Raw genomic sequence first — 14,288 nt, 5'->3', positions numbered from 1 at the left:
TAATTATATTGTTACGAGATTTTTTTGGCCTATCTTTAGTACTGATAAATAAAGGTTCTCTGGTTCTCTGTTTTTTAGGACTGATAATTAAAAAATGAATAATTTAAAATATAAATTATTTTGAAGCCGAGACTCCTGAGGGACCGGGCCCCAAAATAGAAAAATTCTATAAATAGAATTTTTACTGTAAAGTGCAAGTTGAGGGAGCAGTGCTAGTCGAAGACCGGGGCCCCAACACAGAGAAACTGATTTAATCAGTTTCTACAAGTATTGCCAGTTGGGGTAGGCTGAGACAGCACCCTAGGAAGGGACCCAACACAGAAAAACTGGTTATCCAGTTTTTTCATGCAATGCAGGGACCCGTCATAGAAAAATTTTAAAAATAAAATTTTTTCTTTTATGTGCAAGACGGGCATAGTTGGGCATTGGGGCCCCAGCAAAGAAAAATTCTGTCAAAAGAATTTTTACATTAGTGTGCAAGCTGGGGTGCGAGGCTTAAAAAATATTATGTATCAGTCCAATTTGGGGATACAAATGAATTTTTGATAAAAAGTTTTATAGTAATTAAAAGACTTATGTAAATTTGAGAAGCACGTATAGTATTCAATATTTAGTATCATATAAGTTGAAGTAGCATTATGTGTTATATAATATTGAAATATTTACTATACAAAATGACTAATAAGTATTGCTAGATAGTCCTATGATATAAATCGTTTCAAAAAAACATTTCTAATAAAGTCGTATTTATCTTCAAATACATAATACTTAAAAACATCTTTTAGACTTATGCAATGATTAACTACTAAATGAACATGCTTGAATTGACGCTAACACTCAAGTAAAATAAGTGGGTAGATGAAAACAAACTGAAGGAGTCAGTACTAATGAACTTTAAAGAAATAAAAGAATTAATAGAAATTCTTGATCAATCAACTTTGACAGAAATTAATATTGAAGATACAAAAGGCAGTAAAGTAACTTTGAAAAAAGAAAAAGAAACAGAAATTGTTACACCACAAATATCACAACCTGCAATGCAGAATGTAGCACCTCAAGTACAGCAGTCACCATCTGTAGATAATAGTGTTGACGAATCTAAACATACAGTAACTGATAACCATAAAACAATTAATGCACCAATGGTAGGTACATTTTATAAATCACCATCACCAGAAGAAGAAGCTTATGTACAAGTCGGTGATTCAGTTTCAAACGATACGACAGTATGTATTTTAGAAGCTATGAAATTATTTAATGAAATACAAGCAGAAGTTTCTGGAGAAATTGTAGAAATCTTAGTAGAAGACGGACAAATGGTAGAGTATGGCCAGCCGTTATTTAAGGTGAAATAATGAAAAAGGTTCTAATAGCAAATCGTGGCGAAATAGCAGTAAGAATCATTCGTGCTTGTCGCGATTTAGGTATTCAAACAGTTGCTATCTATTCTGAAGGGGATAAAGATGCGCTACATACTCAAATTGCTGATGAAGCATATTGCGTAGGTCCTACTTCGTCTAAAGATTCTTATTTAAATATACCTAATATACTATCCATAGCGACTTCTACAGGTTGTGATGCTTTACATCCTGGATATGGTTTCTTAGCTGAAAATGCTGATTTTGCAGAACTATGTGAAGCGTGCCAAGTTAAGTTCATTGGTCCTAGTTATAAATCAATTCAAAAAATGGGAATTAAAGACGTTGCTAAAGCTGAAATGATTAAAGCAAATGTTCCAGTTGTTCCGGGTAGTGATGGTTTAATGGAAAATGTTGAAGAAGCTAAAGAAATTGCCAAAAATATTGGTTATCCAGTCATCATAAAAGCAACTGCTGGTGGCGGTGGTAAAGGTATACGAGTTGCTCGTAATGAAAAGGAATTAGAAACTGGCTTTCGTATGACTGAGCAAGAAGCGCAAACTGCCTTTGGTAATGGTGGATTATATATGGAGAAATTCATCGAAAATTTCCGCCATATAGAAATTCAAATTATTGGTGATCGTTTTGGCAACGTTATACATTTAGGAGAACGTGATTGTACAATTCAACGTCGTATGCAGAAGTTAGTCGAAGAAGCGCCATCCCCAATTCTTGATGATGAAACTAGACGTGAAATGGGAAATGCAGCTGTAAGAGCAGCTAAAGCAGTGAACTATGAAAATGCTGGCACAATTGAATTTATATATGATCTTAATGATAATAAATTCTACTTTATGGAAATGAATACACGTATTCAAGTAGAACATCCTGTAACAGAAATGGTAACTGGCATTGACTTAGTTAAATTACAATTACTTGTTGCTATGGGAGAAGTATTACCTTACAAACAAGAAGATATTAAATTGAATGGACATGCCATTGAATTTAGAATTAATGCAGAGAATCCATACAAGAATTTCATGCCTTCTCCGGGTAAAATAACGCAATATTTAGCACCAGGTGGATATGGGGTACGCATAGAATCAGCATGCTACACGAATTATACGATTCCACCTTATTATGACTCAATGGTTGCTAAATTAATCGTTCATGAACCAACACGTGAAGAAGCAATTATGGCAGGTATCCGTGCGTTAAGTGAATTTGTCGTTTTAGGTATAGATACAACAATTCCATTCCATATTAGATTATTAAATAATGATATATTTAGAAATGGTAGATTTAATACTAACTTCTTAGAGAATAACAGTATTATGGACGATGATGACAAATAGGAGGTTAATCTATGGTTAAAGTAACAGATTATTCGAATTCAAATTTAGGTAAAGTTGAAATAGCACCAGAAGTATTATCTGTTATTGCAAGTATAGCCACTGCAGAAGTAGAAGGTATAACTGGACATTTTGCTGAATTAAAAGAAACAAATTTAGAAAAAGTAAGTCGTAAAAATTTAAGTAGAGATTTAAAGATTGAAGCAAAAGACGATGGTATATACATTGATGTTTATTGTGCTTTAAAACACGGTGTTAATATTTCAAAAACTGCAAATGAAATTCAAACGTCAATTTTTAATTCAATTTCAACTATGACTGCGTTAGAACCAAAACAAATTAATATTCATATTACACAAATTGTTATAGCAAAATAATTAAAATTTGTGACATAAAAATATAGAAAATTTTAAATGTCCGAAGGAGTTAAAAATGAGTCGTAAAGAATCTAGAATGCAAGCTTTTCAAACTTTGTTTCAATTAGAAATGAAAAATAGTGATTTAACAATAAATGAAGCGATTAGTTTCATTAAGGACGAAGATCCAGATTTAGATTTTGACTTTATTCATTGGTTGGTTTCTGGAGTGAAAGATCATGAACCAGTACTTGATGAAACAATTCGTCCTCATTTAAAAGATTGGACAATTGAAAGATTATTAAAATCTGATCGTATTATTTTAAGAATGGCGACTTATGAAATATTGCATAGTGATACACCTGAAAAAGTAGTTATAAATGAAGCGGTCGAATTAACTAAGCAATTTAGTGATGATGACCATTATAAATTTATTAATGGTGTGCTTAGTAATATAAAAAAATAAAATTGAGTTGATGTTATATGTCTGATTATTTAAGTGTTTCAGCCCTAACTAAATATATTAAATATAAATTTGATCAAGATCCACACTTACAATCTATCCTTTTAAAAGGAGAACTTTCAAATTTTAAAAAACATTCAAGTGGTCATCTATATTTTAATGTTAAAGATAAAGAAAGTGTTATAAGTGCGATGATGTTTAAAGGTAGTGCTTCCAATTTAAATTTTGAACCTAAAGAAGGGGATGAAGTGTTATTAGAGGCACGAGTATCTGTGTATGAACGTCGAGGAAATTATCAAATCTATGTTAACAAGATGCAGTTAGATGGCATTGGTAATTTATATCAAAAATTAGAACAGTTAAAAAAGAAATTATCTAAAGAAGGCTATTTTGATAATAGTAATAAAAAAGCTATACCTAGATTTCCACATAAAATAGCAGTGTTAACGGCAGGTACAGGTGCAGCAATTAGAGATATTCATTCAACTATTAATAGTAGATTTCCTTTAGTTGAACAAATTCAAATTAATACGTTAGTTCAAGGTGAAAAAGCTAAAGATGATATTATTGAAAAAATTCAATATGCAGATAGTTTAGGTGTAGATACAATCATTGTTGGTCGAGGTGGTGGATCTATTGAAGATCTATGGAATTTTAACGAAGAAGAAGTTGTTAAAGCTATATTTAATTGTCAAACACCAATCATATCTGCAGTAGGACATGAGACAGATTTTACGTTGAGTGATTTTGTTGCTGATGTAAGAGCAGCAACACCTACACAAGCTGCTGTGATTGCTACACCTGACCAATTTGACTTAATGGAGCAAATTAAACAGTATCAATTTACATTAACACGATTTATTAAAAAGTATATCGATCAGCAACAAAAACATGTTGATTATTTATCATCATATTATAAGTTTAAACAACCATCACTATTATATGATCAACAAATTCAACGACGTGATGATTTAGAAAAAAGGTTGAATCAAAACATTTTAAATACGCTTGAACAGCAACGTCATAAGTTGTTGTTGACTCAACAAAGATTTAGTTTAAAAGACTTACAATATAATGTTCATGACAAAGCACAGAGTAATGACCAATTAAAAGAACAGCTTATCAAAATCTTAAATAATAAAGTCATGTCTTATCAAAATGAACTTAAATATAAAGTGGAAAATTTAAATAACTTGAGTCCAACGAATACAATGTTGAGAGGTTATGCAATAATTAATAAAAATGATAAAGTCATTACCAGTACAAAAGACTTGAATGTTGATGATAATATGACATTAACAATGAAAGATGGTACTGTAGATGCAAAAGTGACGAAAGTAAGGTGTAATGATGACTAAAGAAACACAAAGTTTTGAAGAAATGATGCAAGAATTAGAAAACATCGTCCAAAAATTAGATAATGAGACTGTTTCATTAGAAGAATCTCTAGATTTATATCAAAGAGGTATGAAATTATCAGCAGCTTGTGACACAACATTAAAAAATGCCGAAAAAAAAGTGAATGATTTAATTAAAGAAGAAACACAGGATGATAATAATGACAATGAAACCGATGAATAAATTAATTGATGAAATCAATGAAGCTTTAGATAAGTCAATTCAATCGTCGAATTTATCAACACCGATTGAAGATAGTATGCGCTATTCCTTAAATGCTGGAGGTAAACGTATCAGACCAGTATTACTATTGTTGACTTTAAATGCTTTGAATAAAGATTATCACATAGGGCTACAAAGTGCTTTAGCTTTAGAAATGATACACACTTATTCTTTAATTCATGATGATTTACCTGCAATGGATAATGATGATTTTAGACGTGGTAAACTGACTAACCATAAAGTTTATGGTGAATGGACTGCTATTTTAGCTGGAGATGCATTATTGACAAAAGCTTTTGAACTGATAGCATGTGATACAGCACTAAGTGATAAGCAAAAAGTAGATGTTATTAAAAGATTATCCATTGCAAGTGGTCATATGGGTATGGTAGGTGGCCAAATGCTAGATATGCAAAGTGAAGATAAAGAAGTAGGTATAGATATACTTGAAGCTATTCATGAAACTAAGACAGGCGCATTACTGCAATTTGCAGTATTAAGTGCTGCTGACATTGCTGAAGTGAACGATATAACGCATAGTCATCTAGAACATTTTAGTTATCATTTAGGACTAATGTTTCAAATTAAAGATGATTTGCTTGATTGCTATGGTGATGAAGCAAAGTTAGGTAAAAAAATTGGCAGCGATATTGCAAATAATAAAAGTACATATGTAAGTTTATTAGGTAAAGAAGAAACTGAAAATAAACTCAAATATCATAAAGAACAAGCGTTAAAAGAATTAAGACAATTAGATGATGACTATGATATTTCACAGCTAGAAAACATTGTAGAATTATTCTTCAATAGAGATCACTAAGACCTGAGACAATTAATGTCTTGGGTTTTATTTATTTTTAACAGCTATTTATGTGGACTCAATTTTGTTTATTTTTTAATTTTTGCACATATAATATGAGATGGCTACACTTCCATTAAAAAAATAAAAATATGACCTTTTAAATAATGAAGTAACATATATTTTAAATATTTGAATTTCTTTAAGTATATTACACAGATATTCATTTTTATACATTTGAAAATATATAACTTTAATGTAATGTATTCAGCTTTCTTAACTATTTATTGAAACAATCAACTATGTTTACCCTTTTATTGCAAAAGTGATTAGTAGTAGTAAATGAAGGCATATGTTAAAATAACTGTATAAATATTCGTAATCAGAGGTGTTTGTTGTGCCCAAAAAATCAGTTAGGCATATTAAAATAAGAGAAATTATATCAAATGAACAAATTGAAACACAAGATGACTTAGTAAAAAGATTAAATGATTATGATTTAAACGTTACGCAAGCGACTGTTTCTCGTGATATTAAAGAATTACAGTTAATAAAAGTACCTATTCCGTCAGGTCAATATGTTTATAGTTTACCCAACGACCGTAAATTTCATCCTTTAGAGAAATTAGGTCGCTACTTAATGGATTCATTTGTAAATATAGATGGGACAGACAACTTATTAGTACTTAAAACTTTACCTGGGAATGCACAATCTATTGGAGCAATTTTAGACCAAATTAATTGGGAAGAAGTTTTAGGAACTATTTGTGGTGATGATACTTGCTTAATTATTTGTAGAAATAAAGAAGCTAGTGAAGAAATTAAAACAAGAATTTTTAATTTGTTATAAGGAAGCGATGTTTATATGTTACAAACCTTATCAATCAAACAATTTGCCATAATCGAGGAATTGGAAATTAATTTTTCAGATGGTTTAACCGTGTTAAGTGGTGAAACTGGTTCAGGTAAATCCATTATTATCGATGCCATAGGACAATTGATTGGAATGAGAGCATCATCTGATTTTGTTAGGCATGGTGAAAAGAAATCTATAATCGAAGGCATATTCGATATTGATGATAGTAAAGATGCAATTCATATACTTAACGATATGGATATAGACATTGATGAAGATTTTTTATTAGTTAAGAGAGAAATTTTCAGCTCTGGTAAGAGTTTGTGCAAGATAAATAATCAAACAGTGACATTATCAGATTTAAGAAGAGTAATGCAAGAATTACTAGATATACATGGACAACATGAAACGCAATCTTTACTAAAACAGAAATATCATTTAACGTTACTTGATAATTATGCAGAAAAACGCTATCAAGATTTAATCGATCAATACCACAATACTTATCAAACTTACGTTAATAAAAAGAAAGAATTAGAAGAGTTGGAATCAGCAGACCAAGCATTATTGCAAAGGCTTGATTTAATGAAGTTCCAATTGGAAGAGTTAACAGAAGCTCAACTGAAAGATGGAGAAATTGAACAGTTAGAAGTTGATATTAAACGCATTCAAAATTCGGAAAAGTTAAGTTTAGCACTTAATAATGCACATCAAACGTTAACGGATGAAAATGCGATCACTGATAGATTATATGAGTTAAGTAATCATCTTCAAATAATCAATGATATTGTTCCTCAAAAATATGAAAAATTAAAAGAAGATATTGATCAATTTTATTATATTCTAGAAGATGCCAAGCATGAGTTGTATGATGAAATGGCAAATACTGAATTTGATGAACAAACTCTAAATGAATTTGAAGCTCGTATGAATTTATTAACTAATTTAAAAAGAAAATATGGCAAAGACATTTCTGAATTAATTTCATATCAAGAAAAATTGACAAATGAAATAAATAAGATTGAAAATTATGAGCAGAGTACAGCAGAATTGCGAGCACAAATTGATTCTCTCTATAACGAAGTCTATAGTGTAGGTGAATCATTATCACAAGAGCGACGTAAAGTGGCTCGTGAACTTAGAGACCACATCGTAGCAGAAATACAGAATTTACAAATGAAAGATGCTAATTTTGAGATTTCATTTAAACCTTTAGATGAACCTAATAAAGATGGTATAGAATTTGTTGAATTTTTAATTAGTCCTAACAAAGGTGAACCCCTAAAAAGTTTAAATAAAATTGCTTCTGGTGGGGAATTATCAAGAATAATGCTAGCTCTGAAAAGTATTTTTGTTAAGTCACGTGGACAAACTGCTATATTGTTTGATGAGGTTGATTCTGGTGTGTCAGGACAAGCTGCACAAAGAATGGCTGAAAAAATGAAAGATATTGCTGAATTTATTCAAGTGATTTGTATTTCTCATTTACCGCAAGTCGCGTCTATGAGTGATCATCATTTATTGATTTCGAAATATACTAAAGATGACCGTACGATAACTCAAGTAAAAGAATTAATAGATGAAGATAAAGTGGATGAAATTGCGCGTATGATTTCTGGTGCTAGTGTAACTGAATTGACGAGACAAAATGCTAAAGAAATGATTGAGCAGAATAAGCGGCAATAAATTTCATTTCAATAATGTGAACTTTGGTAAATTGATTCAAATAAATATATTAAATTATTTTTCTATGAACTACATGTAATGTAAATTTTTTAGTATGCATTTCTTAGAAAATTAGGGACAAAAATGACAAATTGTTATGTCCATAAATAGTTAGGAGTAAAGTCATGTCTGAAAAACAATATGATTTAGTCGTTTTAGGTGGAGGAACTGCAGGTTATGTTGCCGCAATTCGCGCATCTCAACTTGGAAAAAAAGTCGCAATTGTAGAACGTAGTCTATTAGGTGGAACATGTTTACATAAAGGTTGTATCCCAACAAAAGCACTGTTGAAATCTGCTGAAGTCCTGCAAACGGTTAAACATGCATCAACATTTGGTATAAATGTTGAAGATTATGATATAAATTATGACAAGATGTTTGTACGTAAAGAAGAAATTGTAAAACAAATGTATCAAGGTGTAGAACATTTAATGCAACACAATCACATTGATATTTATAACGGTACTGGTAGAATTTTGGGAACTTCAATATTTTCACCACAGAGTGGAACAATATCAGTTGAATATGAAGACGGAGAATCTGACATTCTACCAAATCAATTTGTCTTGATTGCTACTGGTTCTAAGCCTTATGCATTACCATTTTTACCATTTGATCATGAAAGAATTCTGTCGAGTGATGATGTATTAGCATTAGAAACGTTGCCATCAAGTATAGGCATCATCGGTGGTGGTGTCATTGGATTAGAATTTGCGTCATTAATGATCGATTTAGGAGTAGAGGTTACTGTGATTGAAGCTGGACCTTCCATCTTACCGACTGAAAGTACTCAAATTGCTAAAGTTTTAAAAACTGCCTTAACTCAACGTGGCGTTAAATTTTATGAAAATGTCAAACTTGCCGAATCAGATGTCAAAGTAACTGATAGTGATGTACGTTTATCACTAAATAATGACAACATTGTCGTAGACAAAGTTTTATTATCTGTTGGTAGACAACCAAACACAGCTGATATTGGTTTGAATAATACTAAGATTAAGCTGTCAAAAAGTGGTCATATTGAGACAAATGAGTTTCAACAAACTGAAGACAAGCATATATATGCTGCTGGTGATTGTATTGGTAAATTACAACTTGCACATGTGGGTTCTAAGGAAGGCATTGTTGCAGTTGAACATATGTTTGATGCTGGACCAATTCCAGTAAATTATAACTTAATGCCTAAGTGTGTCTATACTCAACCTGAAATTGCTTCCATTGGTTTGACTATTGAACAAGCTAAGAAACAGGGTATTAAAGCGCGAGGCTTTAAAGTACCGTTTAAAGCAATAGGCAAAGCAGTTATTGATAGTATTGACAGTGAAAAAGGATATTGTGAAATGGTTGTTGATCAGTTAAACCAAGAGATTATTGGCGTTAATATGATTGGCCCACATGTAACAGAATTGATCAATGAAGTTTCATTATTGCAGTTTATGAATGGCTCTTCACTAGAATTAGGTTTAACAACTCATGCGCATCCTTCTATTTCTGAAGTATTAATGGAATTAGGATTAAAAGTTGAAGATAGAGCGATTCACGTTTAAATTGGAGGATAAAAGATGATTGACTATAAATCACTAGGCCTTACTGAACAAGACCTAAAAGAAATCTATAAAGCAATGGATTTAGGTAGAAAAATCGACGAGAGATTATGGTTATTAAACCGTGCTGGTAAAATACCTTTTGTCGTTAGTGGACAAGGCCAAGAGGCTACACAAATTGGAATGGCTTATGCTATGAAAGAAGGAGATATTTCAGCTCCTTATTACCGTGATTTAGCATTTGTTACATACATGGGAATTTCAGCATATCATACTTTTTTAGCAGCATTTGGTAAAAAAGAAGATATCAATTCAGGTGGTAAGCAAATGCCATCTCATTTTAGCAGTAGAGAACACAATATATTATCACAAAGTTCTCCAGTAGCAACACAAATTCCACACGCAGTAGGTGCTGCTTTAGCATTAAAAATGGATGGTAAAGAAAATATTGCCACTGCCACTGTAGGAGAAGGTAGTTCAAACCAAGGTGACTTCCATGAAGGCCTCAATTTTGCAGGCGTGCATAAATTACCAATGGTTTGCGTTATTATTAATAATAAATATGCTATCTCAGTTCCTGATTCGTTACAATATGCTGCTACAAAGTTATCAGATAGAGCGATTGGTTATGGTATGTTTGGTGAGCAAGTAGATGGAAATGATCCACTTGCTGTGTATAAGGTGATGAAGGAAGCTAGAGCGCGTGCGCTTGCTGGTGAAGGTGCTACTCTAATTGAAGCTGTTACAAGTAGGATGACTGCGCATTCTTCTGACGATGATGATCAATATAGAACAAAAGAAGAAAGAGATAATTTAAAAAAAGCTGATTGTAATGAGAAATTTAAAAATGAATTGTTAGCAAATGAAATTATTGATGAACAATGGTTACAAGAAATAGAACAAGAACATAAGGAAATCATTAACCAAGCTACAAAAGCTGCTGAAGAAGCGCCATATCCTGATATTGAAGAGGCTTATACTTATGTTTATGAAGAAGGGAGCCTTAATTAATGACAAAGTTATCTTATTTAGAGGCCATACGCCAAGCACAAGATTTAGCACTACAACATGATAATAATACATTTATTCTTGGCGAAGACGTAGGTAAAAAAGGTGGCGTTTTTGGCACAACACAAGGGTTACAAGAAAAATATGGAGACAATAGAGTGATTGATACACCATTAGCAGAGTCAAATATCATTGGTACAGCGATAGGTGCAGCAATGTTAGGTAAACGACCAATAGCTGAAATCCAATTTGCTGATTTCATCTTACCTGCTACTAATCAAATTATTAGTGAAGCTGCTAAAATGAGATATCGCTCAAATAATGATTGGGGATGTCCACTAACTATTCGCGCACCATTTGGTGGAGGCGTCCATGGAGGCCTTTATCATTCACAAAGTATTGAAAGTATTTTTGCTTCAACGCCAGGATTAACAATAGTCATTCCTTCGACGCCGTATGATGCTAAAGGATTATTATTATCATCTATAGAATCAAACGATCCTGTTTTATACTTTGAACATAAAAAAGCTTATCGTTTCTTAAAAGAAGAAGTACCTGAAGAATATTATACTGTACCTTTAGGTAAAGCTGATGTTAAACGTCAAGGTGATGACTTAACTGTCTTTTGTTATGGCTTAATGGTTAATTATTGTCTACAAGCTGCAGATATATTAGCTGCAGATGGTATTAATGTAGAAGTTGTAGATTTAAGAACAGTTTATCCTTTAGATAAAGATACAATCATTGATCGTGCAAAACAAACTGGAAAAGTATTATTAGTTACTGAAGATAATTTAGAAGGTAGTGTAATGTCAGAAGTGTCTGCCATTATTGCTGAAAACTGTTTATTTGATCTTGATGCTCCAATTATGAGATTAGCTGCGCCAGACGTGCCATCAATGCCATTTTCACCTGTTTTAGAAAATGAATTAATGATGAATCCAGAAAAAATCTTGCATAAAATGAGACAATTAGCAGACTATTAAGGAGGGAAAAACATGGATATTACAATGCCTAAATTAGGTGAAAGTGTTCATGAAGGTACAATAGAACAATGGCTAGTTTCTGTTGGAGACCATATAGATGAGTATGAACCTTTATGTGAAGTCATTACTGATAAAGTAACAGCTGAAGTCCCTTCTACGATTTCTGGTACCATTACTGAAATAACAGTAGAAGCAGGCCAAACTGTAACAATTGATACGGTGATATGTAAGATAGCAACAGCTGATGCATCTGCAAATGCTGATCAAACTATAGATAATACGATTGACGATGTTGAAGAGCAAAAGGTTTCGGTCGAAAAAACATCTGACAATAACAATACAATCGACACATCAAATGACCAACTAACTGAACAACAACCAAGAAATAATGGTAGATATTCACCAGTCGTATTTAAATTAGCATCAGAACATAATATAGATTTAGCATTAGTACATGGTAGTGGTTTTGAAGGACGAGTAACTAAGAAAGATATACTTAAAGCTATTGAAAATGGAACATCAGAAACTACACCAAATCGTCCATTGTCTAATGATAATAACAATATTACACATGAAAAAATTAATAATGATGTGACAAATCATAACCAAACATCTAGCTCAATACCAGTTAATGGTGTGAGAAAAGCAATTGCTCAAAATATGGTCAATAGTGTTACTGAAATTCCACATGCTTGGATGATGATTGAAGTAGATGCAACAAATTTAGTAAATACTAGAAACTATTATAAGAATAGTTTTAAACAAAAAGAAGGTTATAATTTAACTTTCTTTGCCTTTTTTGTAAAAGCTGTAGCAGATGCCCTAAAAGCATATCCATTACTTAATAGCAGCTGGCAAGGTAATGAAATAGTATTACATAAAGATATTAATATTTCAATTGCTGTTGCTGACGGTGACAAGTTATATGTTCCTGTCATTAAGCATGCTGATGAAAAATCTATCAAAGGCATAGCTAGAGAAATTAATGAATTGGCACAAAAAGCACGTAATAAAGGGTTAACAAACGCAGATATGCAAGGCGGTACATTCACTGTTAATAATACGGGTACATTCGGTTCAGTTTCATCAATGGGAATAATCAATCATCCACAAGCTGCAATATTACAAGTAGAATCTATTGTAAAGAAACCAGTAGTTATTAATGAAATGATTGCTATTAGAAATATGGTTAACCTATGTATTTCAATAGATCATCGTATTTTAGATGGCTTGCAAACAGGTCAATTTATGAACCATATCAAAAATAGAATAGAACAATATTCTGTTGACAATACAAATATTTATTAATTGTCAATTTAAATATTAAGTAACGATACAATAATACAAGAATGAGACATTAGCGTTTCATTCTTTTTTAATGACAATCTCACGACGACTATGTTATCTCAAAGCTAATATGGTAAAGAATTTTACTTAATTAAAATTAAAGCTATAACTAACACATAAATTAATCATCATTAAAGTGAATTAAAAGACATAACGAAAAATGAATTAAAAATAATATGGCAGCAGTTAAAATTAAAATGATCATAAACTAGTTTATTGAACAAAGTGATATTAATTAGTAGAATATAGATAGTTTAAATAAAAGGTTAGGGAAAGGTGAATTGACTTATGGATATGAATTTTGATTTATATATGAATGGTGTAGTCGAGCAAGCTAGAAATGAGATTGAATCTGCTGGCTATGAACAACTAACAACTGCAGAAGATGTAGATAAAGTACTTCAACAAGATGGTACGACATTAGTAATGGTTAACTCTGTATGTGGCTGTGCAGGTGGTGTAGCACGTCCAGCAGCAGCTCATGCCTTACACTATGATGTATTACCTTCACGTTTAGTTACTGTTTTTGCAGGACAAGATAAAGAAGCTACTCAACGTGCAAGAGACTATTTTGAAGGCTATGCACCTTCAAGTCCATCATTTGCATTAGTAAAAGATGGCAAGATTCAAGAAATGATAGAAAGACATCAAATTGAAGGCCATGATGTTATGGATGTCATTAATCAACTACAAACGTTATTCAATAAATATTGTGAAGAAAGATAAGAGGCAATAGCCCATGTTACAGTTAAATCCTTATAAGATTGGATTTAGAACTGTTGTGTTGTCAATTTAAGTGCAACAGTTCGTCGCATAAAATTTCATAAGGTGAATTCCAATTTAAACACTTTCTTGGTCGATGATTAATAGCACC

14 protein-coding genes are annotated in these 14,288 nt (G+C 31.8%); all 14 read left to right on the top strand.

The features are described from left to right. The first annotated feature begins 887 nt into the window (after positions 1 to 887). Positions 888 to 1,355 (top strand): acetyl-CoA carboxylase biotin carboxyl carrier protein, encoded by a 468-nt coding sequence (gene accB / locus CD113_RS06185; protein WP_002463464.1) that lies wholly within the window; start codon positions 888 to 890, stop codon positions 1,353 to 1,355. Continuing rightward, a complete protein-coding gene (accC, locus tag CD113_RS06180) occupies positions 1,355 to 2,713 on the top strand; it encodes an acetyl-CoA carboxylase biotin carboxylase subunit (protein WP_002463466.1) in 1,359 nt (452 codons plus the stop codon). The genes accB and accC overlap by 1 nt, the downstream gene beginning before the upstream one ends. Positions 2,714 to 2,724: 11 nt before the next feature. Further along, the gene (locus tag CD113_RS06175) at positions 2,725 to 3,087 is read left to right on the top strand and encodes an Asp23/Gls24 family envelope stress response protein (RefSeq protein ID WP_002463468.1); all 363 of its coding nucleotides are present in this window, start codon (positions 2,725 to 2,727) and stop codon (positions 3,085 to 3,087) included. Between the two features lie 55 nt (positions 3,088 to 3,142). After that, positions 3,143 to 3,532: a transcription antitermination factor NusB gene (gene nusB, locus CD113_RS06170; RefSeq protein WP_002463470.1), complete on the top strand. Its 390-nt coding sequence runs from the start codon at positions 3,143 to 3,145 to the stop codon at positions 3,530 to 3,532. Positions 3,533 to 3,549: 17 nt separating this feature from the next. Further along, positions 3,550 to 4,887, top strand: a complete 1,338-nt coding sequence (gene xseA / locus CD113_RS06165; RefSeq protein ID WP_002463472.1) for an exodeoxyribonuclease VII large subunit — start codon at positions 3,550 to 3,552, stop codon at positions 4,885 to 4,887. Then, a complete protein-coding gene (locus CD113_RS06160) occupies positions 4,880 to 5,110 on the top strand; it encodes an exodeoxyribonuclease VII small subunit (protein ID WP_040801844.1) in 231 nt (76 codons plus the stop codon). Before xseA ends, CD113_RS06160 begins: the two co-directional genes overlap by 8 nt. After that, positions 5,088 to 5,969, top strand: a complete 882-nt coding sequence (locus CD113_RS06155) for a polyprenyl synthetase family protein (protein ID WP_002463476.1) — start codon at positions 5,088 to 5,090, stop codon at positions 5,967 to 5,969. Before CD113_RS06160 ends, CD113_RS06155 begins: the two co-directional genes overlap by 23 nt. A 376-nt stretch (positions 5,970 to 6,345) precedes the next feature. Continuing rightward, entirely contained in the window at positions 6,346 to 6,798 is a 453-nt protein-coding gene (ahrC, locus tag CD113_RS06150) for a transcriptional regulator AhrC/ArgR (protein ID WP_002463478.1), read from the top strand. A gap of 15 nt (positions 6,799 to 6,813) precedes the next feature. Continuing rightward, positions 6,814 to 8,490 (top strand): DNA repair protein RecN, encoded by a 1,677-nt coding sequence (gene recN / locus CD113_RS06145; protein WP_002463480.1) that lies wholly within the window; start codon positions 6,814 to 6,816, stop codon positions 8,488 to 8,490. Between the two features lie 164 nt (positions 8,491 to 8,654). After that, positions 8,655 to 10,076 carry a dihydrolipoyl dehydrogenase gene (gene lpdA, locus CD113_RS06140; RefSeq protein ID WP_002463482.1) on the top strand — a complete coding sequence of 474 codons (1,422 nt, stop codon included), beginning with the start codon at positions 8,655 to 8,657 and terminating at the stop codon, positions 10,074 to 10,076. Positions 10,077 to 10,091: 15 nt separating this feature from the next. Beyond that, positions 10,092 to 11,084, top strand: coding sequence for a thiamine pyrophosphate-dependent dehydrogenase E1 component subunit alpha (locus CD113_RS06135; RefSeq protein ID WP_002463484.1), 993 nt, complete (start codon positions 10,092 to 10,094; stop codon positions 11,082 to 11,084). Then, on the top strand, positions 11,084 to 12,067 hold the full coding sequence (locus tag CD113_RS06130; protein ID WP_002463486.1) for an alpha-ketoacid dehydrogenase subunit beta: 984 nt from the start codon (positions 11,084 to 11,086) through the stop codon (positions 12,065 to 12,067). Before CD113_RS06135 ends, CD113_RS06130 begins: the two co-directional genes overlap by 1 nt. Before the next feature lie 12 nt (positions 12,068 to 12,079). Then, positions 12,080 to 13,375 (top strand): dihydrolipoamide acetyltransferase family protein, encoded by a 1,296-nt coding sequence (locus tag CD113_RS06125; protein WP_002463488.1) that lies wholly within the window; start codon positions 12,080 to 12,082, stop codon positions 13,373 to 13,375. A gap of 327 nt (positions 13,376 to 13,702) precedes the next feature. After that, positions 13,703 to 14,140: a bacilliredoxin BrxB gene (gene brxB / locus CD113_RS06120; protein WP_002463490.1), complete on the top strand. Its 438-nt coding sequence runs from the start codon at positions 13,703 to 13,705 to the stop codon at positions 14,138 to 14,140. Positions 14,141 to 14,288: the final 148 nt, after the last annotated feature.

Origin of the sequence: Staphylococcus simiae, assembly GCF_002902085.1 — a bacterium.
Taxonomy (GTDB): Bacteria; Bacillota; Bacilli; order Staphylococcales; family Staphylococcaceae; genus Staphylococcus; species Staphylococcus simiae.
The sequence above is the reverse complement of the archived record's forward strand: the minus strand, read 5'-3'. Positions and strand labels throughout refer to the sequence as shown.